This is a genomic window from Pantoea sp. B566 (genome assembly GCF_024793925.1).
GTDB classification, from domain to species: Bacteria; Pseudomonadota; Gammaproteobacteria; order Enterobacterales; family Enterobacteriaceae; genus Pantoea; species Pantoea ananatis.
Window position 1 is genome coordinate 3,854,610 of the sequence record NZ_JANUQL010000003.1, and the last position, 22,756, is coordinate 3,877,365.

At 51.7% G+C, this 22,756-nt stretch carries 22 protein-coding genes; 16 read left to right on the forward strand and 6 right to left on the reverse strand.

Features of this window, described 5'->3' with window-relative positions; genetic code table 11:
* Positions 1–250: 250 nt before the first annotated feature.
* From fdnG to lpxO, 4 genes are all read left to right on the forward strand, one after another.
* Complete coding sequence (gene fdnG, locus NYE92_RS19530) at positions 251–3,301, forward strand: formate dehydrogenase-N subunit alpha (RefSeq protein ID WP_259019367.1); 3,051 nt, start codon at positions 251–253, stop codon at positions 3,299–3,301.
* Between the two features lie 11 nt (positions 3,302–3,312).
* Positions 3,313–4,197 carry a formate dehydrogenase subunit beta gene (fdxH, locus tag NYE92_RS19535; protein WP_116197545.1) on the forward strand — a complete coding sequence of 295 codons (885 nt, stop codon included), beginning with the start codon at positions 3,313–3,315 and terminating at the stop codon, positions 4,195–4,197.
* On the forward strand, positions 4,190–4,831 hold the full coding sequence (fdnI, locus tag NYE92_RS19540; RefSeq protein ID WP_174261114.1) for a formate dehydrogenase-N subunit gamma: 642 nt from the start codon (positions 4,190–4,192) through the stop codon (positions 4,829–4,831). The genes fdxH and fdnI overlap by 8 nt, the downstream gene beginning before the upstream one ends.
* Positions 4,832–5,727: 896 nt before the next feature.
* Positions 5,728–6,639 (forward strand): lipid A hydroxylase LpxO, encoded by a 912-nt coding sequence (gene lpxO, locus NYE92_RS19545; RefSeq protein ID WP_014593021.1) that lies wholly within the window; start codon positions 5,728–5,730, stop codon positions 6,637–6,639.
* Positions 6,640–6,706: 67 nt separating this feature from the next.
* Here lpxO and dhaR read toward each other — a convergent pair whose 3' ends face one another.
* The gene (dhaR, locus tag NYE92_RS19550) at positions 6,707–8,623 is read right to left on the reverse strand and encodes a dihydroxyacetone kinase operon transcriptional regulator DhaR (RefSeq protein ID WP_105079779.1); all 1,917 of its coding nucleotides are present in this window, start codon (positions 8,621–8,623) and stop codon (positions 6,707–6,709) included.
* Between the two features lie 99 nt (positions 8,624–8,722).
* The gene (locus tag NYE92_RS19555; RefSeq protein WP_105079778.1) at positions 8,723–9,820 is read right to left on the reverse strand and encodes a glycerol dehydrogenase; all 1,098 of its coding nucleotides are present in this window, start codon (positions 9,818–9,820) and stop codon (positions 8,723–8,725) included.
* Positions 9,821–10,407: 587 nt separating this feature from the next.
* Here NYE92_RS19555 and dhaK point away from each other — a divergent pair.
* The 8 genes from dhaK (at position 10,408) to NYE92_RS19590 (ending at position 16,261) form a co-directional block, all read left to right on the forward strand.
* Positions 10,408–11,478: a dihydroxyacetone kinase subunit DhaK gene (gene dhaK, locus NYE92_RS19560; protein ID WP_104933197.1), complete on the forward strand. Its 1,071-nt coding sequence runs from the start codon at positions 10,408–10,410 to the stop codon at positions 11,476–11,478.
* A 10-nt stretch (positions 11,479–11,488) separates the two neighbouring features.
* Positions 11,489–12,121, forward strand: coding sequence for a dihydroxyacetone kinase subunit DhaL (gene dhaL, locus NYE92_RS19565; RefSeq protein WP_013024796.1), 633 nt, complete (start codon positions 11,489–11,491; stop codon positions 12,119–12,121).
* Between the two features lie 10 nt (positions 12,122–12,131).
* Positions 12,132–13,553 carry a dihydroxyacetone kinase phosphoryl donor subunit DhaM gene (gene dhaM / locus NYE92_RS19570; protein ID WP_259019368.1) on the forward strand — a complete coding sequence of 474 codons (1,422 nt, stop codon included), beginning with the start codon at positions 12,132–12,134 and terminating at the stop codon, positions 13,551–13,553.
* A 314-nt stretch (positions 13,554–13,867) separates the two neighbouring features.
* Positions 13,868–14,425, forward strand: coding sequence for a hypothetical protein (locus NYE92_RS23300; protein WP_409035022.1), 558 nt, complete (start codon positions 13,868–13,870; stop codon positions 14,423–14,425).
* 44 nt (positions 14,426–14,469) lie between these two features.
* Positions 14,470–14,634, forward strand: coding sequence for a hypothetical protein (locus NYE92_RS23305; protein WP_374043295.1), 165 nt, complete (start codon positions 14,470–14,472; stop codon positions 14,632–14,634).
* Positions 14,635–14,778: 144 nt separating this feature from the next.
* On the forward strand, positions 14,779–15,195 hold the full coding sequence (locus tag NYE92_RS19580) for a polymorphic toxin type 50 domain-containing protein (protein WP_230957797.1): 417 nt from the start codon (positions 14,779–14,781) through the stop codon (positions 15,193–15,195).
* A gap of 10 nt (positions 15,196–15,205) precedes the next feature.
* A complete protein-coding gene (locus NYE92_RS19585; RefSeq protein ID WP_146108908.1) occupies positions 15,206–15,514 on the forward strand; it encodes a hypothetical protein in 309 nt (102 codons plus the stop codon).
* A 414-nt stretch (positions 15,515–15,928) separates the two neighbouring features.
* On the forward strand, positions 15,929–16,261 hold the full coding sequence (locus NYE92_RS19590; protein ID WP_105079775.1) for a DUF6572 domain-containing protein: 333 nt from the start codon (positions 15,929–15,931) through the stop codon (positions 16,259–16,261).
* A 489-nt stretch (positions 16,262–16,750) separates the two neighbouring features.
* Here NYE92_RS19590 and NYE92_RS19595 read toward each other — a convergent pair whose 3' ends face one another.
* Entirely contained in the window at positions 16,751–17,632 is an 882-nt protein-coding gene (locus NYE92_RS19595) for a LysR family transcriptional regulator (protein ID WP_259019369.1), read from the reverse strand.
* 102 nt (positions 17,633–17,734) lie between these two features.
* On the opposite strand from NYE92_RS19595, the gene NYE92_RS19600 reads away from it, so the two are divergent.
* The 3 genes from NYE92_RS19600 to NYE92_RS19610 all read left to right on the forward strand — a co-directional run bounded on the left by NYE92_RS19600 (position 17,735) and on the right by NYE92_RS19610 (position 19,172).
* The gene (locus tag NYE92_RS19600; RefSeq protein WP_165836177.1) at positions 17,735–18,517 is read left to right on the forward strand and encodes an NAD(P)H-dependent oxidoreductase; all 783 of its coding nucleotides are present in this window, start codon (positions 17,735–17,737) and stop codon (positions 18,515–18,517) included.
* 265 nt (positions 18,518–18,782) lie between these two features.
* The gene (gene cspA / locus NYE92_RS19605; protein WP_009091867.1) at positions 18,783–18,995 is read left to right on the forward strand and encodes an RNA chaperone/antiterminator CspA; all 213 of its coding nucleotides are present in this window, start codon (positions 18,783–18,785) and stop codon (positions 18,993–18,995) included.
* 3 nt (positions 18,996–18,998) lie between these two features.
* Positions 18,999–19,172: a cold-shock protein gene (locus tag NYE92_RS19610; RefSeq protein WP_085980249.1), complete on the forward strand. Its 174-nt coding sequence runs from the start codon at positions 18,999–19,001 to the stop codon at positions 19,170–19,172.
* Between the two features lie 102 nt (positions 19,173–19,274).
* Here the strand turns inward: NYE92_RS19610 and NYE92_RS19615 are convergent, their stop codons facing one another.
* Positions 19,275–19,403, reverse strand: a complete 129-nt coding sequence (locus NYE92_RS19615; protein WP_022622688.1) for a hypothetical protein — start codon at positions 19,401–19,403, stop codon at positions 19,275–19,277.
* A 63-nt stretch (positions 19,404–19,466) separates the two neighbouring features.
* Positions 19,467–20,429 (reverse strand): chemotaxis protein, encoded by a 963-nt coding sequence (locus NYE92_RS19620; RefSeq protein ID WP_013024807.1) that lies wholly within the window; start codon positions 20,427–20,429, stop codon positions 19,467–19,469.
* 160 nt (positions 20,430–20,589) lie between these two features.
* On the opposite strand from NYE92_RS19620, the gene NYE92_RS19625 reads away from it, so the two are divergent.
* The gene (locus tag NYE92_RS19625; RefSeq protein ID WP_015700873.1) at positions 20,590–20,982 is read left to right on the forward strand and encodes a YgiW/YdeI family stress tolerance OB fold protein; all 393 of its coding nucleotides are present in this window, start codon (positions 20,590–20,592) and stop codon (positions 20,980–20,982) included.
* A gap of 33 nt (positions 20,983–21,015) precedes the next feature.
* Here the strand turns inward: NYE92_RS19625 and dbpA are convergent, their stop codons facing one another.
* Positions 21,016–22,395 (reverse strand): ATP-dependent RNA helicase DbpA, encoded by a 1,380-nt coding sequence (dbpA, locus tag NYE92_RS19630; RefSeq protein WP_013024809.1) that lies wholly within the window; start codon positions 22,393–22,395, stop codon positions 21,016–21,018.
* Positions 22,396–22,756: the final 361 nt, after the last annotated feature.

A 22,756-nucleotide genomic window follows, 5' to 3' on the forward strand; every position in this document is an offset into this window, starting at 1 on the left:
GCCTCGCTTTTTTTTGCTTTAAGCGCAGTACCTGTCTCTTCCGCCGCTCTTGGGTTTTATCGGGATCTGAATGCCTGCCGGATATGACGCAAAACGGTCTCAAAGTCAGTTTTGATCAAAGCTGAGATCAAGCTCAACAAATAGAAGATTGCGCTACATCAATAACCCTACACAGTTAATGGTTTCTGGGGTTGAATAACCTTATAGTCTGTGCAACTTTTCGTTGTTGCTATTTCACTCTGGAGGCTACATGGAACTCAGCCGAAGAAAACTTTTCCGCATCTGCGCAGGCGGCCTGGCCGGTACCACTGTTGCATCTCTCGGATTTTTATCCTCTTTCTCTTTGCACGCAGAAGTCCGTCAATACAAGCTGATAAAAGCGAGAGAGACACGTAATAACTGTACTTACTGCTCTGTTGGCTGCGGCATGTTGATTTACAGCCTGGGCGATGCCGCTAAAAACGTGAGGGAAAGTATCTACCACGTAGAGGGCGATCCCGATCATCCGGTCAGCCGTGGCTCGCTCTGCCCGAAAGGGGCGGGGGTGCTGGATTATATTCACAGTGAAACCCGTCTGCAGTACCCCGAGTATCGTGCGCCGGGATCAAACACCTGGCAGCGCATCAGTTGGGATGAGGCCATCAACCGCATCGCCCGTCTGATGAAGGACGATCGCGATGCAAACTTTATTGAGAAGAATGCCCAAGGGGTCACGGTTAACCGCTGGGCCACAACGGGCATGCTGTGCTCTTCCGCCGCCAGTAACGAGACGGGCATCCTCGATGGTAAGTTTACCCGGGGATTAGGCATGACCGCGATAGACTGCCAGGCACGTTTGTGTCACGGGCCTACGGTTTCTGCGCTGGCCCCCACGTTTGGCCGCGGTGCCATGACCAATAACTGGGTCGATATCAAAAATGCCAACGTTGTTCTGATTATGGGAGGCAATGCGGCTGAGGCGCATCCGGTGGGGTTTAAATGGGTTATTGAGGCGCAGACTAAAAATGACGCCACCGTGATTGTGGTCGATCCGCGTTTTAACCGAAGCGCCGCCGTTGCTGATATCTATGCGCCGATTCGCGCCGGTTCGGACAACGTATTCCTGCTTGGCGTCATCCGCTACCTGATTGAACACGATCGTATTCAGCATGAATACGTCCGTCATTACACCAATGCCAGCCTGCTGATTCGTGATGATTACGCGTTTGATAACGGCCTGTTCAGCGGTTATGACGCAGATAAGAAGCAGTATGATAAATCCAGCTGGTTCTATCAGCTTGATGAACAGGGCCATGCGCGACGGGATGCTACACTGCGTCATCCGCGCTGTGTGTGGAACCTGCTAAAAAAACACGTCGAACGTTATACGCCAGACATGGTGAATCGGTTATGTGGGACCTCAGTCGCTGACTTCACGCACATCTGTGAAGTTCTGGCCAGCACCAGCGTGCCGGATCGTACAGCAACGATATTGTACGCGCTGGGGTGGACTCATCACTCTTCCGGTGCGCAGATCATCCGGGCGGCCGCCATGCTGCAACTGCTGCTCGGCAATATCGGCATGGCGGGCGGCGGTATCAATGCGCTGCGCGGTCACTCGAATATTCAGGGTTACACCGATCTTGGATTGCTGTCGACCAATCTGCCCGGCTACATGCCTCTGCCCTCAGAGCATCAACCCGATTATCAGAGCTATATTTCACAGATCACACCGCCTGCTCTGGGGGTGAACGAGGTGAACTACTGGCAGAACACGCCAACGTTTTTCGTCAGTATGATGAAAAGCTTCTGGGGGGAACATGCCACGGCGGAAAATAACTGGGGCTATGACTGGCTGCCCAAATGGGATCGTCTTTACGATGTGATGACGCAGGCCGAATTGATGCTAGAGGGCAAAATCAACGGTTATATTGTCCAGGGTTTTAATCCGCTTGCTGCCTTCCCCGATAAAAACAAATCGTCCCGCGCGCTTTCGAAACTCAAATTCATGGTAGTCATTGATCCGCTGGTAACCGAGTCCTCGAACTTCTGGCAACACCACGGCGAAATGAATGATGTTAAGCCAGAGGCGATCCAGACCGAAGTCTTCCGTTTACCGTCATCCTGCTTTGCCGAAGAGAACGGATCGATTGTGAATTCCGGCCGTTGGCTACAGTGGCACTGGGCGGCAGCAGAGCCACCGGGCGAGGCGTTACATGATGGTAAAATCCTTGGCCGCCTCTTTATGCGATTGCGAGAGCTTTACCAGCAAGAGGGCGGGGCTAATCCGCAGCCGTTACTCAACCTTAACTGGAATTATCACGATCCCTGTGATCCGCACCCCGAAGAGCTTGCCCGTGAGGCTAATGGGATGGCGCTTCAGGATCTGTATGACGCACAAGGTCGGTTAATTGCGAAAAAAGGGGAGCAGCTCAGCAGCTTTGCACAGCTTCGTGATGATGGATCCACCAGCAGTTACTGCTGGATCTACTGCGGCAGTTGGACAGAGCAGGGCAACCAGATGGCGAATCGCGACAACAGCGATCCTTATGGTTTGGGTTGTACGCCGGGATGGGCATGGTCGTGGCCAGCCAATCGTCGGATTCTCTATAACCGAGCCTCGGCCGATCCCGCGGGCAAGCCCTGGGATGCAAAACGCGCGCTGCTGCACTGGGATGGTAAAAAATGGGCAGGGATGGACGTTGCGGATTACAACCTGTCTGCGCCAGACAGCCATGTCGGACCCTTTATCATGAACCCGGAAGGCGTTGCGCGCCTGTTCTCGATCGACAAAATGAATGATGGCCCTTTCCCGGAACATTATGAGCCGATTGAGTCACCCATTGGGACTAACCCTCTGCATCCAGATGTCGTCTCCAGCCCGGTGGCGCGAATTTTCAGTGACGATATTGCCAATATGGGCAAAGCCGATGCGTTTCCTTATGTCGCCACCACCTATTCCATTACCGAGCTGTTTCGCCACTGGACCAAGCATGCCCGACTTAACGCCATTGTTCAGCCTGAGCAATTTATTGAGATTGGCGAGGCTCTGGCAAATGAAAAAGGTATTGCCGCAGGAGACATGGTTAAGGTGATGTCTAAACGCGGTTTTATCAAGGCGAAAGCCGTGGTCACGAAGCGTTTGCAGACGTTAACCATCGACGGTAAACGCGTGGATACCATCGGGATTCCCTGCCACTGGGGATTTGAAGGCGCAACACGTAAAGGCTTTCTGTCCAATACGTTGACGCCATCGGTGGGTGATGCCAACTCACACACGCCAGAATACAAAGCGTTTCTGGTAAACATTGAGCGGGCGTAAGGAGGCAACCCATGTCTATGCAATCTCAAGATATTCTTCAACGCTCTGCGACCAACAGCTTAACGCCACCGCCTCAGGCGCGGGACTTTCAGGCAGAAGTGGCAAAACTTATCGATGTTTCTATCTGCATTGGCTGTAAAGGCTGTCAGGTGGCCTGCGCAGAATGGAACGATATCCGTGATGATGTCGGTCACTGCACCGGCGTCTACGACAATCCGATGGAGTTAAGTGCGAAATCCTGGACAGTAATGCGGTTCAGCGAAACGATGCAGCAGGGCAAACTGGCGTGGTTAATTCGCAAAGATGGCTGCATGCACTGCGCCGATCCTGGCTGCCTCAAAGCCTGTCCTTCTGCCGGCGCCATCGTTCAGTATGCGAATGGCATTGTGGATTTTCAGTCTGAGCATTGTATCGGTTGTGGTTACTGCATTGCCGGCTGCCCGTTTAACGTGCCACGGCTGAATCCCGATGATAATCGCGTTTATAAGTGCACGCTCTGTGTGGATAGAGTAAGGGTGGGTCAGGAGCCCGCCTGTGTAAAAACCTGCCCAACAGGTGCCATCCAGTTTGGTAGCAAAAAAGAGATGCTCAGCATGGCAGAAGCGCGCGTGGCACAGCTCAAAAAACGTGGCTATGTCCATGCGGGTCTCTACAACCCAGAGGGCGTGGGGGGAACACATGTGATGTATGTCCTGCACCATGCGGACAAGCCGGGACTTTACCACCATCTGCCCGTCGATCCAAAAATCGCTACGCCGGTTAATGTATGGAAGGGCGTGCTCAAACCGCTTTCCGCCACGGGATTGATTGTGACCTTAGCCGCGCTCCTTTATCACTATGTGGGTATTGGTCCGAATAAAGAGACGGATAATGAAGAGGAGAACGATCATGAGTAAGCGCAACATGATCCTGCGTACCCGATTTATCGATCGCGCCTGTCACTGGACCGTGGTGATCAGCTTTTTTTTGGTCGCGCTTTCCGGCCTTGGGCTGTTCTTTCCAACGCTGCACTGGCTGACAGCAACCTTCGGTACGCCGCAGATGGGACGGATTTTACATCCGTTTTTTGGCGTACTGATTTTCGTGTTATTGATGGTGATGTTTTTGCGCTTTGTACGCCACAACATCCCGGACAGGCAGGATGTGCCGTGGGTAAAAGGGATTGTTGAAGTGCTTAAGGGCAATGAGCACAAAGTGGCCGACGTAGGCAAATATAATGCGGGCCAGAAAATGATGTTCTGGGCCATTATGTGTTTGATTGTGGTGCTGGTGGTGACCGGCATTATTATCTGGCGGCCTTATCTTGCGGCATATTTCCCCATCACGGTTATCCGCTGGAGCCTGCTGATTCATGCCGTCGCCGCAATCGTGCTGATCCACGCCATTTTGATTCATGTCTATATGGCGTTTTGGGTTAAAGGCTCTATTACGGGGATGATTGAGGGCAAGGTAAGCCGTCGTTGGGCGAGAAAGCACCATCCGCGTTGGTATCGCGAGGTTGAGGCGGCGGAGAAGAAGGCGGTGGAGTAGTCAGGGGGCTGAGTTCACGTCATGTTGCCCCGGGCAGGTTCCGCCCGTCTGGGGGATTTACGGTTTTGCACTGAGAATGTTCCGCCCGCCAGGCGTGAGGGAGTTTCAGCCTGTCCGTGCAGGCGGTCGGGTTAAGGGGCTGGCGCCAGCCCCTTAACAATCCCGGCGTCCGGCAGCCGCCGCTGTTCCTTCGTCGTTCCCTGCGGCCTGACGGACCGTCCGGATGCGCCGTCCCAGGCGCAGCCGTCCTCGTCGCGGCTTCCCTGCCGCGCCGTCCTGGCCTTCGCTCTCTCCTCAGCGCGGCGGATGCCTCCTGAAAACACGCGTCTGTGAGGGCGTGTTTTTTTATTTGGTGCGGCTTTGCCTGCGGCATTTGTCTTGAATGCGTTCGCCTTCAAGGCTGCGAAATCCTTGTGCTCTGTATCTTGACTGTCTGGCAGCGGATGCCTCCTGAAAACACGCGTCTGTGGGGGCGTGTCTTTTTATTTGATGCGGCTTTGCCTGCGGCATTTGTCTTGAATGCGTTTGCCTTCAAGGCTGCGAAATCCTTGAGGCCTGTAGCTTGCCTGCCCAGCGGGGATCTACGGTTTTGAATTGAGCAGGTTCCGCTGGCAGGCGAGCGAAATTGCGCTTCGTTTTGTTTATTTTTATTTCCCCTGCTGTAGGGCGTTAATCAGGTCATCTTCACCAGTGACCAGCCGCATATATTTGTGCAACGCATTGATGCCAGTCTTTGTTATTTAAACGATTGTTAAACGACGTCAAATCAGCTTGCGGGAGTAATACCTGAAAGCGCACTACTTGACAAAAAATTTTGCAATTTAATACTAAAAATTATTCTTCCATTAAATCTCCGCAAGAAACCATCCATTCTTGCAACATAAGGAACACGTTGTATGGTGGCTGCCATCATTATCGGTATTTTTATTATAAGCGTAATCTATGCACACTCGCGCGGTGTAGAAAAACAAAAGTTCTCGCGTCAGTTGTTTGATCACTCGACCTTTATGGCACCTGTTAATATGTTCATGACAGGCTTTTCAAGATTGCCAGCGAAACAGCCCTATTTTCCGGCAGAGGAATTTCCAGAGCTTCGCGAGTTGACCGATAACTGGCAGGTCATTCGCGAAGAGGCGATACGTCTTCAGGATCATATCAAAGCGGCCAAAAGCCATAATGATGCAGGGTTTAATACCTTTTTTAAGCGTGGCTGGAAACGGTTTTACCTTAAATGGTATAGCGACGCACATCCGTCTGCCCAGCAGCTCTGCCCGGTCACCACGGCTCTGGTCAGTAAAATCCCCTCAGTCAAAGCGGCGATGTTTGCAGAGCTGCCGGCGGGCAGTCATTTAGGTAAACACCGCGATCCCTATGCCGGATCGGTGCGCTATCACCTCGGCCTTGTGACGCCCAACGATGACCGCTGCTTTATTGAGGTGGATCGACAACGTCACAGCTGGCGCGACGGGCAGGCGGTTATTTTTGACGAAACCTACGTGCACTGGGCACAGAATGAAAGTGAGCAAACGCGTATCATTTTATTCTGCGATATTGAGCGTCCTATGAAGTGGCGCTGGGCACAGGCCATTAATCACTGGGTAGGCAGTACCCTGATGTCGGCAGCAGCCTCACCCAATGACGAAAATGACAAAACGGGTTTCATCAACCGCATTTTTAAATACGTCAATGCGATTCGCGATGCCGGACAGAATTTAAAAAAACGGAACAGGACAGTCTATTACTGGGTTAAGCACTCCTCGATTGTACTGATATTCCTTGCGATCATCGTGCCGAGTATCGTGATGTAGAAAGGGAATGACAGCCAGAACAGCACTCAGCGTCTGGCTGAACCCATAATACAGGCAGTGAACACCGTTATTTGGGTTTAAACTGCCTTACATCAATCGCGTATCGTTTTATTTTTCGCCACAACGTGGTGCGGCCGATGTGTAGCAGATCAGACATCGCCTGAACTTTGCCCTGAGTCATGCGGGCAGCCTGGAGGATCGCTTCTTTTTCAATAGCGCTAAATGACAGATTATCCGGCAGCAGAGAGGCGTTTGCGGCATTGTCAGGTTGCTCAGATAAAAGCGATTCTGGTAGGTTATTCCATCGGATATGGCCATGTTCACTACTGATAGCAATATTTTCAATCACGCTGTTTAATTCAAAGTCATTACCGGGCCAGCCATAACCCATTAATTGCGTCATCACCTCGTCATCAACTTTAAAGCGCGAGGAAAAACGTTTTTCCAGCCTGCGTAGGCGGTGATTAATTAAATAGGGAATGCTGTTACGCCGCGCGCGCAAGGGCGGAATGGCAATCTCAAAGGAATGTAATGCGTAATAAAGCTGACGGCTAAAACGATTCTGTTCCACAAGATGGGCCAGATTAACGGTAGTCGTGGCAATCACTTTAATATCAACGGGGATCAGCCGCCGCGCATCAAGGCGAGTCAGCACGCCTTGCTTGATGACCTGAAGCAGGACAGATTGCTGTCCGGGTGTCAGATATTCAATCTTTTCCAGAAACAACGTGCCGCCGCTGGCCAGTTCCAGACGGCTTAAACGGCCATCTCTATCCTCGCCGGGTGCACTGCCTGTAAAATCCTCTCCCTGTGTATTGTCGGCATAAAGCTGACAGTTAACCGCAATATAAGGGCCGCTTGCCCGGTCACTTTCATTATGAATCGCCTGGCTCAGCAACTCTTTACCTACCCCTTCTTCCCCGCACAGTAAGACTGGAAAGCTGCCTTTGGCTGCCTGACGACCAAAATGTATTAAACGACGCGTGTCGGCATCCTCTTCTGGCATCTGTTCAAAGGTGTGACTGACTTTACCCAGTTGGCTGGTCATGAGTTGACGGACCTGCTCAACCGGATGGAGCAGTAAAATAAAGCTGTTGCCCTGAACTTCAACAATGGGTTTCAGGGTAATCACCGCATCAACAAACTGATGCTGGCTCTCGAAGGTGACTTCCACATGTTTTAATCCCTCTACCTGCTTAATCGCCCGGCGCAGCAGAGCCGGCAGCGTGATCAGGTCAGCGATATTCTTTCCCTGACTGGTTAAGGCATCAAGGTGCAACTGTCGGGCTGCCTGAGCATTCAGGAACTGCAGGACGCCTTGCTCATTCCACGCCATGACGCCGTCGTCCATGCTCTCCAGCAGGCCATAAAGCTGGTTCAGATGGCGGTTGGAATCGGCTAACAAATTGTCTGTTAACAGTGAATTGCCTATTTCCCGGGCAACAGAAAGCGTAAGCGAGAGATCGGAGGGCGCCTGATCCTGATAAAGACAGGCCAACGCGATAGAGCCAAATAAACGACCGTGATTATCGAATATGGGTGTAGAGCAGAAAGACCAGGGATGAAGAGCCCGTTTGAAATGCTGTTCCCGGCTGGTTTTTAATGGCTGGCCTTCAAGCGCGGCCAGCGACAGGGCGCAGGTACCGATGATACTTTCCGCACAGTAACTTCCCTCCTGCAGGCCTAATTTCTCAAGATCCAGCAGCGTCTGTGCATCGCCACAACGGTTTAAGATACAGGCGGATTCATCCAGAATAAACAGCGCACAAAGGCGGTTCGCCATATATTCCCACGCATCCTCAAGCGTGGCCTGGCCAATGGTGAGCAGGGCGGTTTTGCGGCGGCAAATCGACGCGTAAGTTAATCCCTGTGCCTGATGCGGTGCTTGCCAGTTATCCCGCTGCATGTATTTACTGCAGCGGTGCCATGACTGAGCTATCACCGCTGAAACGTGTTTATCGCTCTCGGGCGCGAACACTGTCATATCCATTTCCGCTGAAAGACCATAGAGAATCCCCCCAGCCGCGCAGCCAGGGGGAAGTCGTTGCCCGGAGACTCGGGCCAGCGGTTTACCTGTGACAGATTAACGCGACAGCCACTGCTGTCCTAGCAGATCGGCAGTGATAATCGCCGCATAAACGCTGTCTGGTGTGACCGGGAACGGCATATTGTGGATGGTTTCGCCTTCCACACAGGCCGCCTCGGCAACCGCCTGAATTTTTTTCTGGATATCCTGTTTCACGCCCATTTGCCCCAGGGTAACAGGCAATCCTACTTTCTGGCAGAACGCCAGCACGGTTTCGATCTCTTCTGTCGGGCTGTTCTGCAAAATTAACTGGGATAACGTGCCAAACGCGACCTTTTCACCGTGATAAAGGTGATGGCACTCTTCCAGTACGGTAAACGCATTATGAATGGCATGCGCGGCGGCAAGACCACTGCTTTCAAAGCCAATCCCGCTGAGGTAAGTGTTGGCCTCAACGATACGTTCCAGCGCATCTGTTACCACGCCTGCCTGAGCCGCAAAGCGAGCCTTTTCGCCTTCCGCCAGGAGCGTTTCATAGCACAGCCGCGCCAGGCTTAACGCTGCGGCCGTCGACTTGCCGCCTGCCATACTGGTTGCGCCAGAATCGTAACAGGCTTTGGCTTCAAACCAGGTGGACAGGGCATCGCCCATTCCCGCGACCAGTAAACGTACCGGTGCTTTGGCAATGATCGTAGTATCCATCACGACCATATCGGGGTTTTTGGGATAGATCAGATACTCTGCAAACTCACCGGTTTCGGTGTAAATAACCGACAATGCGCTGGTGGGCGCGTCGGTGGAGGCGATGGTGGGGATAACCACCACTGGCAGTTTGAGATACCACGCAATCGCCTTGGCCGTATCCAGCGTTTTACCGCCCCCTAATCCGATGACGCCGCGGCAGCCGTTTTGTTCTGCTAACGTCATCAGCCGGTTGATTTCAGCCCGGCAACATTCCCCGCTAAAACGTTCTGCATGACAGGTGACGTCATGTTCAGCAAGGCCGCTCAACACCTTATCGCCCGCCATGTTCATTACAAAGTCATCGGCAATCACAAAAAAACGATCGGCCAGGTTCTTTGCGTACTGGCCGAAGGACATGGCGGCATTGGGGCCCTGAATATATTTCGCTGGAGACTGGATAATTTTTGGCATTCCTTTCACCCTCAAGTAAGAACATGTTCGCATAGTGAACGCTGGCATCTCTCTGGCCCGACTTGCAGTGAAAGCCGAATGATGGCCGACGTCGCGTTTCACTTTACGCGCGACATGGAGGTGAAAAAGTTTTGCGGCCAACGTTCTGATATGGAACACCTTACCGCTCCGCACGTTTCATACTGGAACAATAAACCAGGTTTGAATGCTATGTTGCGATCGCGATCGTCTCCAGCAGTGTAAAACGGCAAAATGCGGCGACGATTTTCCTGACTACATGACGCGCGATGCTGTCTGCCGCTAAAAAACCTGCCTGCTCAACGGTCTTTATTTATCGCTTCCGCTGTCATGACTTGCTTTGCCTCTCATTTTTACCCAACAGACGCGTGATATGTTTCATTATGGAACATAAAAAATCTCACGATGTTCCGTTATGAAACTCTTCATCCTGACATTTTTTTTCTCGTCGACTCCATGAGAATCAGTGCGTCGACGAGCGGTCTGCCGCCGTCACCGTTCCCCCCGTAATCGGGTTGTCTTTGCCTCAGGCAGAGTGACAGCTAACCGCATCCAACGGAGCATAAAGAATGAAAAAGCTGATTAACCGTGTGGAAGATGTATTGAGTGAACAACTGGCAGGATTGGCAAAAGCCCATCCTGAACTGACGCTTCATCAGGATCCCGTCTGCATGACGCGAGCCGATGCGCCTGTAGTGGGAAAGGTTGCGCTACTTTCGGGCGGCGGCAGCGGCCATGAGCCGATGCACTGCGGTTTTATTGGTCATGGCATGCTGTCTGGCGCCTGCCCCGGCGAAATCTTTACCTCACCCACGCCAGACAAAATGTTTGAGTGCGCCATGAAAATTGACGGCGGTGAGGGCGTACTGATGATCATTAAAAACTACACCGGCGATATCCTCAACTTTGAAACGGCAACCGAACTGCTGCATGAAAGCGGCGTGAAGGTCACGACGATAGTCGTGGATGATGATGTCGCCGTAAAAGACAGCCTGTACACGGCTGGACGTCGTGGCGTGGCGAATACCGTGCTGATTGAAAAACTGGTTGGCGCTGCCGCAGAGCGGGGCGATTCCCTTGAAGCTTGCGCTGCGCTGGGACGTAAGCTGAATAACTGTGGTCACTCTATTGGCATCGCGCTGGGCGCCTGTACCGTTCCCGCCGCAGGAAAGCGCTCGTTTGAACTTCAGGACAATGAAATGGAGTTTGGTGTTGGGATTCATGGTGAGCCGGGTATCGATCGCCGCACCTTTACTTCGCTGGATAACACGGTCGATGAGATGTTTGAAACCCTGCTGGAGAATGGCACCTACAGCCGCCCGCTGCGTCACTGGGATGTCGATAGCGGTAGCTGGCAAGAAGTGCAGCACACCAAGCAGGCTTTAACACGCGGCGACAGAGTCATTGCGCTGGTCAATAACCTGGGCGCGACGCCGCTATCAGAATTATATGGCGTGTACAACCGCCTGGCGCAGCGTTGTGAAGAGCAGGGGATCACTCTTGAGCGCAGTCTGGTAGGCAGTTACTGCACTTCACTGGATATGGTGGGCTTTTCCATCACGTTGCTGAGCGTGGACGATGATTCCCTGGCGCTGTGGGATGCGCCGGTCCATACACCAGCCCTGAACTGGGGCCAATAAGGAGATCGATATGTCACTGACCCGCGCCCAAATTGTGAGCTGGCTTTACCGCTGTGGTGAAGTTTTTACCCGTGAAAGTGATTTTTTGACCGGACTGGATCGTGAAATCGGCGATGCCGATCACGGGTTAAATATGCATCGGGGATTCAGTAAAGTTGTCGAGAAGCTGCCTTCTGTCGAAGATAAAGATATCGGCTTTATTCTTAAAAATACCGGTATGACGCTGCTCTCAAACGTAGGCGGAGCCAGCGGGCCGCTGTTTGGTACGTTCTTTATTCGTGCGGCTCAGGTTACCCAGGCGCATCAGAGCCTGACGCTGGAAGAGCTGTATCAGATGATTCGTGAAGGGGCGGAAGGGGTCATTAACCGCGGTAAAGCCGAGCCTGGCGATAAAACCATGTGCGACGTCTGGCTCGCGGTCGTGGCGTCACTGCGTCAGTCTAGTGAGCAGAATGTCTCACTCACCGCCGCTCTTGATGCCGCCTGCCAACAGGCGGAGTCAGCCGCCCAGTCAACCATCACCATGCAGGCCCGCAAAGGGCGCGCCAGCTATCTGGGTGAGCGCAGTATCGGTCATCAGGATCCCGGTGCAACCTCGGTCATGTTCATGATGCAAATGCTGGCCGCCGCCGCCAGGGAGTAAGGAGAGAGGAATGGTAAACCTGGTGATCGTGTCACACAGTGCAATGTTAGGCGAGGGCGTGGAAATGCTGGCCCGGCAAATGTTAACCGGCGATAACTGCAGGATCGCGGTCGCCGCCGGCATTGACGATCCTGATCATCCCATCGGCACGGATCCGATAAAAGTGATGGAGGCGATTGAGGCTGTCGCGGATACCGATCATGTGCTGGTCATGATGGATATGGGAAGTGCCCTGCTCAGTGCTGAGACGGCACTTGATCTGCTCGATCCGGTCATTGCTGAAAAAGTGCGCCTGTGTGCAGCACCGTTGGTGGAAGGCACGCTGGCGGCCACCGTTAGCGCGGCGGCGGGGGCGGACATCGACACAGTCATTGACGTTGCCATGAATGCGCTGGCGGCGAAACAGGCCCAGTTAGGGATAACGCCTCCCGCGCACGCCGCTTCGCTGCCCGCAAAAGCGCCCGATTCGGACGCGCGTTCGGTTACGGTCACCATCAGGAACCACCACGGTCTGCACGTTCGTCCTGCTTCGCGGCTGGTCGCGGCACTGGCGGGAATGAACGCTGATTTGGTGTTAGAGAAACAGGGGCAGTGCGTGAAGCCAGACAGCCTCAACCAGATTGCTCTGCTTCAGGTTCGCTGTCATGACGCCGTTACCTTGTCGGCGAGTGGGCCCGATGCTGAGCGTGCCCTGGCGGCATTTGAATCCCTTGCGGCGGAAGATTTTGGCGAACATCCCGAGTCGATGGCGTTAAAAACATCGGCGTCCACCGTCGAAAAGGTTCAGGGTAAAGCGGTGTTTTATCCCCTGCCGCTGGCGCAGCCTGCCAGGCACCCTTGCAGCGACGTCGGGCAGGAAGAGCAGCGGCTGCAGCAGGCGATAGTAGATACGCTCAATGACCTGAATGCGCTGGCTGCCCTGGCAGAGAAGAAATATGGTGCTTCGGTGGCGGCTATTTTCTCAGGCCATCACACGTTGCTGGACGATCCCGACCTGTTTGACGCTGCCTGTGAGGTCATCCGTAATGACTCGTGTTGCGCTGAATCAGCCTGGTATCAGGTGCTAATGGAATTAAGCCAGCAATATCAGCATCTGGATGATGCGTATTTGCAGGCGCGGTTTATTGATATCGAAGACATACTGTACCGTACTCTGTGTCATCTGAAAGGGCGCGACATCAGGCTGCCGACACCAGACGTGCCCGCCATTATCGTGGCAGACGATATCTTTCCGTCAGCGGTCGTTAATCTGGATGCGCAACTGGTAAAAGGCATTTGTTTGCGGGAGGGCAGCACGCTGTCACATGCCGCAATCATTGCTCAGCAGGCCGGTATTGCCTTTATCTGTCAGCAGGGCGCAGTGCTGGATATCATTCAGCCAGAGGACAGGCTATTGATTGATTCCGCTGCACAGCGCGTGAGTTGCGCATAACGCTGGTGTTCATTAGCCTCTGGTATCTTTTTCAGGGGCTTTAATTTATTTGGCCCTGACACAAAATTTCAGTTAAATCTCTTTTTGTTCCCTTAACCTTTCGACAACTCCTCTCTCATTTTGACGCATTTTTATCCAATAATTACTCGATATTTCAATCAGAAAACATAAATAAATCGCGTCCCACAAATGGTCTTCGGCCAGGGACTACCTTGGGATTTCATGTTTATTTTTATTCGGGAAAGGCTCAAGAGAGTGCATTTTAGTTAAGGGAATATTTTTAAAATCATATTTGGGTTAAGGCGTGCATTGGCATGATTTCGTGTGCCAGTCTGTGCGGTCAGTTTGCCGGTAATATGGCAAACACCATGCTGGCAAGTACTGGCGATAAGGGCCATGCTGAAGGGACTACCCAGTCAGCTGTGGCTAACGGTACGATAGTGGTGCGCGATCAGGCTAATCAAAAGCAGGATACCGCCACGCTGAGTCGTGACACGGCGCATGCCAACGACAGCATCAGCCCGATCTTTAACAAAGAGAAAGAACAGCAGCGACTGCAGACCGCGCATATGATTGGCGAGATTGGCAGTCAGGTGGCGGATATTGCTCGTACGCAGGGCGAGATTGGTGCGCTGAAGGAAGCCCAGAAGGTAAAAGGCCCCGCACCTGAAGGCGCGTCTGAAAAAGTACGTAATGCCTACATTGAGAGCCTAAAGCCACAACTGAGTACAAAAAAGCAATCGCTGACTCCGGTACCGGAAGTTCATTACAGCGGGGGATTCAGGCGGCCACCGCAGCAGTGCAGGGACTGGCAGGCGGAGATTTTAAAGCGGCACTGGCTGGCGCATCCGCCCCTTACCTCGCCGAACTGATCCACAAAAATACCACCACAACAGGCCCTGACGGCAAGGAAGTGGTGAATACCGCAGCAAATCTGATGGCGCATGCGGTTGCGGGGGCTGTAATCGCACAGGCGCAGGGCAACAGTGTGCTGTCAGGTGCCTGTGGGGCAGCGCTGGGCGAATTTATCGCTCAGGAGATGTATCCGGGTATCGCGCGGACGAATTTGAATGAAGAGTAGAAGCAAACCATCAGCGCACTCGGAACGCTGGCAGCGGGGCTTGCTGGCGGTCTGGCAGACGGCAGTGCGTCAGGAGCAATAGCGGGCGCTCAGGCGGGGAAAAATGCGGCTGAGAATAATGCGCTGGGAGATGATGATGAGGAATTGCCGTGGGAACATGGCAATCGCCCGGTAAAAGTTATCCCTATAAATCCGATGAAAACCGGGATAGTAGATGATTCAGGAAATGTACTGGCATCTGGCGGTAAGGTTATTACTATTAATAAAGGTCAGCAGAATAAACACATCCCCGGCACCAATGAGTATAAAACTGCAGCCGCTTCATCAGGAAGTCAACTTAGTATCTTAACGGCTGACCCAAAATCTTTGTTGCCTCAATTGGGAACAGGACAGCAGGTCGGGAAGGTAGTAGTGGGTTTGGCTGGTTCTAAAGAACGAATTGATTTTGGCAAGACTATCGGCACTTTTGTCGATAAAGATACGGGTTTATCTGTGCCGACGACAAAAGGAATTGTTCATTATGGTAAGGATGGTACTCATATAGTGCCAGCGCGTCCATGAACGGGAGATTATGATGAAAAATAACTATGAATATATAAAAAGGTTAAAGTTATCAATGCAATCGGCTCTTCTTGGTGCTGTTGCTGAAAATATGAGAAACATAGCTGTAGATATTTATGAAAATAAAATATTGCTGTATTTTTTTATTGATGGGGAAATTAAAGATGATGATAAAGAGAATATCTCTATAATTGAAGCAGAGGTCATGGCTGATTTTGAAGACGATTTTGATATAGAAACTATTATAAAAAGAATTGACTGCCCAGAAAAAATTATTCTAGGCCAGGGTTATAGTGTTTTTCAAAGAAAAGAGAGTTGATCATAAATGGGCCTTTAATGAAATGGTGCTCTATAAAAATGCAAATGCCGAACTTAACAAGCCGTTTTTTTTATCAGTCCTTACGCAAAAGGGCAAATCATTCTAAGATGAAATGTATAATAAATACTCAAAGGGACAACCAGAATCGGCACGTGAGATTACAATCAAAACAGGCAGTGGCACAAACGTCAGGGGTGATATTATGACGAGGGATGGGAATGGTGGGCTTTCTTGCATCGAATGTAAATCTTTATCAACTGCACCATTAACATAGAATCAAAAGATCGGTTCTCCTGACCTAGAGAAAAATGGTGGCATTATAGTGGAGGCAGGCAAACCCGGCTTTGAGGGAGGCACTAAAATCCCGCCAACTCAGGTGATAATTATTAGGCCAGAAAGTAAACGGGAGTAGCTATGTCAATTGAAGAAATAAATAAGATCGACTTTATCAACACATCGAATGAAGATGATGAGTTAGTACTTTTGGGTATTACAGATCATTTATCATGGGGGGAAGGTGTTAATGAGCATTTGCTTTTGCTTCAAGATAAAGTAAATGCTTACTTGAAATTTATTATTAGTGGGCAAATGATAGAGTTATTTCCTGCTGCATGTGGGAAAAGTAAATTCTGTATTCAAGTTTTTTTTAAGTTTTTACCGCCGAAAGAAGTTGATGATTTTTTATCTAAATTTCAGGTGGCATTAAAAGAGTTCAATGTTGATTTAATTACTCACCATGTGGGTTGATTTTTTTCATAAATGGATTTTATTAATAAGGGTGCTGTCGATTTCCATTGAATGGATTAGGCGTTAAGCCATCTTATGATTTTTTTTGAGTTTTAGGCTGGTTTTTCTTGACGAAGGCGGATAAATACTTAATGAAGTTCGCTTACGCTTTAGAGTGTTTATCTGTCTGAAGAATTGATTGCTTCTAAATGTTTCGGGTAACGCTATGGTTGATTATATTTTTCGAACGTCAATTTCGTTGTTAAAGTAATCTCACGGAGCATGTTTATATATTCAAATTGAAATTTTTAGCGGCGGGCGAGCAGTTTGATTATATTTAAAAAATTGGCTAAAACCCAAAAATTTTTATCTCAAGCCCCCGAACCGAGCGAGCCGTAACATCTCTTATATATGACTTTGCAGAAGAATACCAAAGCGGCATCGTTGTTAAAAGTTCAGCACTATGTAAACTCAGCACCAACAAAAAACCCCACCATCCCAACACCCATTCTAGAACATCCCCACCACCCTTTCCCTCAACCACCGATGCCCCAAATCCCGGTGCGATCGCTCATGCCACAGCATCACCAGTTCAAAGCCCGGAATCGCCATCGGGGGCTTCACGGTCATCAATCCCGGCATCATCGCCGCCACTCTCTCCGGCATCAGTGCCACCAGATCGGTCGTGCTTAGTACGCTGCCCATTAACAAAAAATGGGGCACGGACAGTACGACACGACGACGCAATCCCGCTGTTTCCAGTACCGAATCCGTCACACCGCGAAAGCCGCCGCCGTCGGGCGATACCACTACATGCTCCAGCGCGCAAAGTGCTTCGGCGGTGATATCAGAATGCAGGGCGGGATGACCCTGACGTCCTGCCACCACATAACGCTCCTGAAATAGCGGGCGGATATGCAGCCCGTCTGGCACGCCGTCACGCAAATGAAGCACCAGATCGACCGTGCCTTTTTCCAACTGCTGCGCGATCAACGCGGGTTTCATATCCAGAATGGCGAGCCGGGTGCCCGGTGCTTCCTGACGTAATGCTGCCATCAGGGGAACCAGTGCCGTCTGTGCGCCGTAATCCGTGGCGGCCACGCGCCACTCCTGAACGGCGTCGGCAGGGACAAACGGGCCTGGCGCAGCAATCACCTCATCGATCATGCCGCTCAGTTGCTCAAGCGAAAGGCGTAACGCCTCGGCGCGCGCGGTGGGGCGCATGCCATGAGATACCGGGATCAGCAGAGGATCGTTAAACCACTCACGCAGGCGCTCAAGCCGGGCACTGACAGAAGGTTGAGAAAGATTTAGCCGCTGCGCGGTCCGGCTCACGCTGTTTTCCTGTAACAGCACATTCAGAGTCATTAACAGGTTGAGATCGGGTTTCATGGTATCAGTCTTGCCTATAGTGAATATCCATTCATTTACTTTTACTGATAGCACATTCGGATGCAGGCTACATCTCAGATTCCCATCAAAGCAGGTGATTTTATGAATGTGTTAATCGTTGTTGCCCATCCTGAACCCCATTCCCTTAACGGCGCGCTGGCGCGTTTCTCCGTCAGCCACCTGGAGCAGTTGGGTCATCAGGTGCGCGTTTCCGATCTCTATGCCATGAACTGGGAGGCGCGCGTATCGCCCGCTGATACGCAGCATCGCCAGAATGCCGAACGCTTTGATCCCTCTTTTGAATCCACCCAGGCTTTTGAAGGCGGCTTCCAGAGTGAAGATATTGTCCAGGAACAGGAAAAACTGTTGTGGGCCGATGCGGTAATTCTACAGTTTCCGCTCTGGTGGTTTTCCATGCCGGCAATCATGAAAGGCTGGATCGATCGTGTTTACGCCTGCGGCTTTGCCTATGGCGTGGGGGAGCACTCAGATACGCACTGGGGCGACCGCTATGGCGAAGGAACGCTGGCAGGGAAGCGTGCGATGCTGGTTGTCACGATGGGCGGATGGGAATCCCACTACAGCCCACGCGGCATCAATGGCCATATCGATGACATTCTGTTCCCCATTCAGCATGGCATCTTGTTTTATCCCGGTTTTGACGTGCTGCCGCCTTTCACGCTTTATCGCACCGGCCGCACCGACAGCGCGCGCTTTGCAGCACTGTGTGCAGAGCTGGGCGAGCGTCTGGATAATCTGTTTGTGACCGAACCTGTCGCCTATTATCGGCAAAACGACGGCGATTACAGGATACCGGATCTTACTTTGCGCGACGATCTGGCGGCAGGCGAGCAGGGGCACCACGTGCATATTCGCAAACCGTAACAGATGAACGGGCCAGATTTCTGCGCATGACGTTCATCTGGCCCACTCGCAACTATTTTAAAATAACCCTTGCATGCATCAGCAGGATATGACCTAATGAATCGTCGGTTTGATTAACAGACACTATCAAAGTAAGTAACCAAAGCAGTTCTCATCTCTAAGCCTGTCGCGAGACATTCCTTCTTTTTGAGTCTTCTCTTACGTTCTGATTAAAATCTGTTCTCAGGCCATTACGCCGGAAGGCTCTATTATTAAGGAATTAAACATGTCTAACAAAATCCGCGGTACCGTTAAATGGTTCAACGCTGAGAAAGGCTTCGGTTTCATCTCTCCTCAGGACGGCAGCAAAGATGTATTCGTACATTTCTCTGCAATTCAGGGCACAGATTTCCGTTCATTAGATGAAGGTCAACAAGTTGAGTTTACAGTAGAAAATGGTGCTAAAGGCCCAGCTGCTGCGAACGTTGTTGGTCTCTAAGGACTGAAAATTACGCGTTTTAAATGTCCTCACTGTAGTGGCTCGCAGTACCGTACATCACATTTCGATGTGACAAGAGCCAACCCGCATGGAGCGAAATGCATTTTTTGCAAAACGGTCGTTGTTCAAATTAACGCGACAAGGATTGCAGCTCAGAGCCAGCCTCAGGCGCTCTGAAAAGGCTAAAGAGTTCTATAGCGTTGTTGCATTTACCGTAATAAAAGGCTGCCACTGGCAGCCTTTTTTGTTTCCCTTCCGACAACGTTCCGCTGCTATTGACTAAACCATCAGGGCAAGCACGCCGCCCCAGAACAGCAGGCAGAAAGCGATCGCTGCAATCCAGCTCAGCTGACGGCCACGACCACGAAACAGTGACTTACGGATGACGGGAAGCGTTTCACTATGCATTCTTATATTCTCGAGTGGTGGATATCAAGCCTTACTGGGCAGGGATAAGCTGCCCGTTACGTCTTAGCTCGCGGCTTCCATTGCTTTAAAAATCACGTCAGACAGTTCGTTCAGTTCGAACTTCGCCACATAGCCATCGGCACCGACTTTGCGCACGTGATCTTCGTTTGCGCTGCCAGAAAGCGAGGAGTGGATCACCACAGGAATATGGCGCAGCGTCGTATCACGCTTGATATTGCGTGTCAGCGTAAAGCCGTCCATTTCTGGCATTTCCAGATCGGTTAACACCAGCGCAATCTTGTCGTGAATGGATTCACCCTGGGCCTGAGCCTGCTGATGCATCTCTTTGATTTTTTCCCATGCTTCCAGGCCGGTGTTGCACATGATGGCGGGAATACCCATGCTCTTCAGGCCTTGCTCCAGCAGTTGACGGGCAACTTTAGAATCTTCCGCCACAATCGCCACTGAACCCGGCTTCATTTTGAACTGACGCTCTTTCGGGGCTTCCGGCTCAACGCCGCGCACAGACGGGATGATGTCATACAAAATTTGCTCAACGTCCAGCACCATGGCCAGATTGCTTTTTTGTTCATCGTCATCAAGGCAGGCGATACTGGTGATATTACGGCCACCGATACCGGCTTCAGCGGTATGCACCTGGCTCCAGTTAAGGCGCACGATGTTTTCGACAGACTCGACGGCAAACGCCTGGGTGTTTCGCGCGTACTCGGTCACCAGCAGCAGGTTAAGTCCCGTTTCTGGAACACAGCCTGCGACAGCCGGTAAATCAATCACCGGAATAAACTGTCCGCGGATACTGGCCATGCCGAGCAACGGCGAACGCATGCCTGCGGCTTTGGTAATCGGCGGCATCGGTACAATTTCACGCAGTTTAAATACGTTGATACCAAACAGCTCTGATTTACCTTTTAACTGGTCAGAGCCCAGGCGAAACAGCAGCAGCTCAAATTTGTTCGATAACGCGAGATTTGCTCTCTCGTCGATCTCTTTCTGAAAATTATCCATTGTTGCCTCAGCATCAGCGCAGCAGGTGAAAAGGGTTGTGATGAAGTTATCGGCAGCAAGTGCAAAAAGGTGAGAGGGGAAAATCTAACGGCAGCATATTCTTGTGCCAGGCTTAACAGTGACTATTCAACATGGACACCTTCCCTTAAAGGAGTACGAGATGAAAAAAGTATTACTGGCCGCCTTGTTAGCCATGGCAACGTCTGGTGCATATGCAGAGCAAGGTGGTTTTAAGACAGGCGATACGCCGCCGCCGCAGAGCAAACAGGATGCGGGCTACAAAGGATCGGAAGATACCGGGCAAACCCACATCGATCAGATCCGTGACTTCCGCCAGGGCGGTTACGTCACGCTGGAAGGCTATATCGTTAAAAAATTAAAGGGCGATAATTATCAGTTTCGTGACGATACCGGCCATGTGACCCTCATCGCGCCGGAAAAAACGTTCGGTGGTAAAACCTATACCGCTAATGACAAAGTGCGAGTGAGTGGCAAGGTGCAGGGGAAAGGCGACAAAACAACGCTGCACGTGACGCGGATAGATGAGCCATAAAAGCGTGGGCGAGAGTGAGTCTCGCCCTTTTTTTTAATCTTTTAACAGGACTGCGCGGCAGGTCTTGCCTTTAATTTTACCCTGCTTGAGCTTGACCAGTGCGTGCTTAGCCTGGGCCGCTTCTATCGCCACATATGCATGAGTCGCGGTGAGATCGATTTTACCGATTTGGTCAGCCCGGTAACCCGCTTCGCCCGTCAGTGCCCCCAGGATATCGCCGGGGCGGATTTTGGCTTTACGCCCGCCATCAATGCAGAGCGTCATCATGGCGGCCGGTAACGCTTTACTGCTTTTCTTTAACGAACTGGCCGCAACCCAGGGCAGCTTCTGTTGCAGGAAGTCTTCAAGAGCATGAGCGCGTGCCATTTCGTCTGCAGCGACAAAGCTCACCGCTGCGCCCTGTTCGCCAGCGCGCGCGGTGCGGCCAATGCGATGCAGGTGCACTTCCGGATCCCAGGCCAGCTGATAGTTTACCACCAGCGACAGCAACTTGATGTCCAGCCCACGGGCCGCAACATCGGTTGCGACTAATACGCGGCCGCTGCCGTTGGCAAAACGGATCAGCACCCGTTCGCGATCGCGTTGTTCCAGATCGCCATGCAGGGGCAGGGCGCTGATATCGCGTGCATTGAGCGCAGCCGCAATATCATCGCACTCCCGCTTGGTATTACAGAACACCACGCAGGAAGAGGGCTGGCGTTCGCTGAGCAGACTGATCAGCAGAGACAGCTTTTCACCGTGGCTGGCTTCAATAAACTGCTGCTCGATAGCAGGGAGTTCACTCACTTCTTCCGTGACCACGCTCAGCGCCTCACGCTGAAAGCGCTGGCTCAGGGCGGCAATGCCTTCCGGCCAGGTCGCGGAAAACAGCAGCGTCTGACGTGATGCTGGCGTGGCAGCGATAATCGTTTCCATATCGTCGCGGAAGCCCATTTCCAGCATGCGATCGGCTTCGTCCAGTACAAGCGTACGCAGGCTCTCCAGCTTCAGCGTCTCACGCTTAATGTGATCCAGAATACGGCCCGGTGTGCCGACCACGATATGAGGCGCATGCACCAGCGAATCGCGCTGGGCGCTCATAGGCTGGCCGCCACATAAGGTTAAGATTTTAATGTTGCGCGTGAAGCGGGCTAACTGCCGCAGGACGTTACTGACCTGATCGGCCAGTTCCCGGGTCGGGCATAAAATCAGCGCCTGCGTCTGAAAGTGAGCGCTGTCGATATGCTGCAGCAACCCAATACCAAATGCGGCGGTTTTACCGCTGCCGGTTTTGGCCTGCGCACGCACGTCGCGTCCGTCTAAAATCGCGGGCAGCGTGGCGGCCTGAACCGGCGTCATGCTGGTATAGCCCATTTCGCGCAGGTTATCGAGCTGGCTGTCGGGAAGAGAATTAAGCGAGGAAAAAGCGGTCACGGGTGCGGCCTCTGCGGCTAAAAGTGGGGGGCATCATTGCGTGCGCAAGTCTGTCAGAAAGCGTGCGCAACGGCAACGTTAACCTTATGAATAAATAATATCCATTTCACGCGAGTTTTTTTAAGAATAAACTGAAGATGATGTGCGTTAGGTGGATTATTTTAATGAATGACAGCGGAATACATTCGCCAGGATCGGGTTCGATAACCGTCTGACAACGTTAATAAATTCATAATCTTTTGTTTATAAGAGCGAATATTGAGTTAACCGGTGAAGCCCGTTTTTTTTACAGGATAAATAGCATTAGTAATGTAAAAGTATTGGCTTCAGCCCCTGTAAAAATCATTGAGTAACTCCTTTA

Bases quoted from the DNA above. Each gene is read 5' to 3' on its own strand.
- NYE92_RS19595 (WP_259019369.1), bottom strand. From the start codon at position 17,632: ATGAAACCCGATCTCAACCTGTTAATGACTCTGAATGTGCTGTTACAG.
- dhaK (WP_104933197.1), top strand. From the start codon at position 10,408: ATGAAAAAGCTGATTAACCGTGTGGAAGATGTATTGAGTGAACAACTG.
- dhaM (WP_259019368.1), top strand. From the start codon at position 12,132: ATGGTAAACCTGGTGATCGTGTCACACAGTGCAATGTTAGGCGAGGGC.
- dhaL (WP_013024796.1), top strand. From the start codon at position 11,489: ATGTCACTGACCCGCGCCCAAATTGTGAGCTGGCTTTACCGCTGTGGT.
- fdnI (WP_174261114.1), top strand. From the start codon at position 4,190: ATGAGTAAGCGCAACATGATCCTGCGTACCCGATTTATCGATCGCGCC.
- fdxH (WP_116197545.1), top strand. From the start codon at position 3,313: ATGTCTATGCAATCTCAAGATATTCTTCAACGCTCTGCGACCAACAGC.
- NYE92_RS19585 (WP_146108908.1), top strand. From the start codon at position 15,206: ATGATGAAAAATAACTATGAATATATAAAAAGGTTAAAGTTATCAATG.
- NYE92_RS19620 (WP_013024807.1), bottom strand. From the start codon at position 20,429: ATGGATAATTTTCAGAAAGAGATCGACGAGAGAGCAAATCTCGCGTTA.
- NYE92_RS19600 (WP_165836177.1), top strand. From the start codon at position 17,735: ATGAATGTGTTAATCGTTGTTGCCCATCCTGAACCCCATTCCCTTAAC.
- NYE92_RS23300 (WP_409035022.1), top strand. From the start codon at position 13,868: ATGATTTCGTGTGCCAGTCTGTGCGGTCAGTTTGCCGGTAATATGGCA.
- NYE92_RS19590 (WP_105079775.1), top strand. From the start codon at position 15,929: ATGTCAATTGAAGAAATAAATAAGATCGACTTTATCAACACATCGAAT.
- dhaR (WP_105079779.1), bottom strand. From the start codon at position 8,623: ATGACAGTGTTCGCGCCCGAGAGCGATAAACACGTTTCAGCGGTGATA.
- NYE92_RS19555 (WP_105079778.1), bottom strand. From the start codon at position 9,820: ATGCCAAAAATTATCCAGTCTCCAGCGAAATATATTCAGGGCCCCAAT.
- lpxO (WP_014593021.1), top strand. From the start codon at position 5,728: ATGGTGGCTGCCATCATTATCGGTATTTTTATTATAAGCGTAATCTAT.
- NYE92_RS19625 (WP_015700873.1), top strand. From the start codon at position 20,590: ATGAAAAAAGTATTACTGGCCGCCTTGTTAGCCATGGCAACGTCTGGT.
- NYE92_RS19615 (WP_022622688.1), bottom strand. From the start codon at position 19,403: ATGCATAGTGAAACGCTTCCCGTCATCCGTAAGTCACTGTTTCGTGGT.
- cspA (WP_009091867.1), top strand. From the start codon at position 18,783: ATGTCTAACAAAATCCGCGGTACCGTTAAATGGTTCAACGCTGAGAAA.
- fdnG (WP_259019367.1), top strand. From the start codon at position 251: ATGGAACTCAGCCGAAGAAAACTTTTCCGCATCTGCGCAGGCGGCCTG.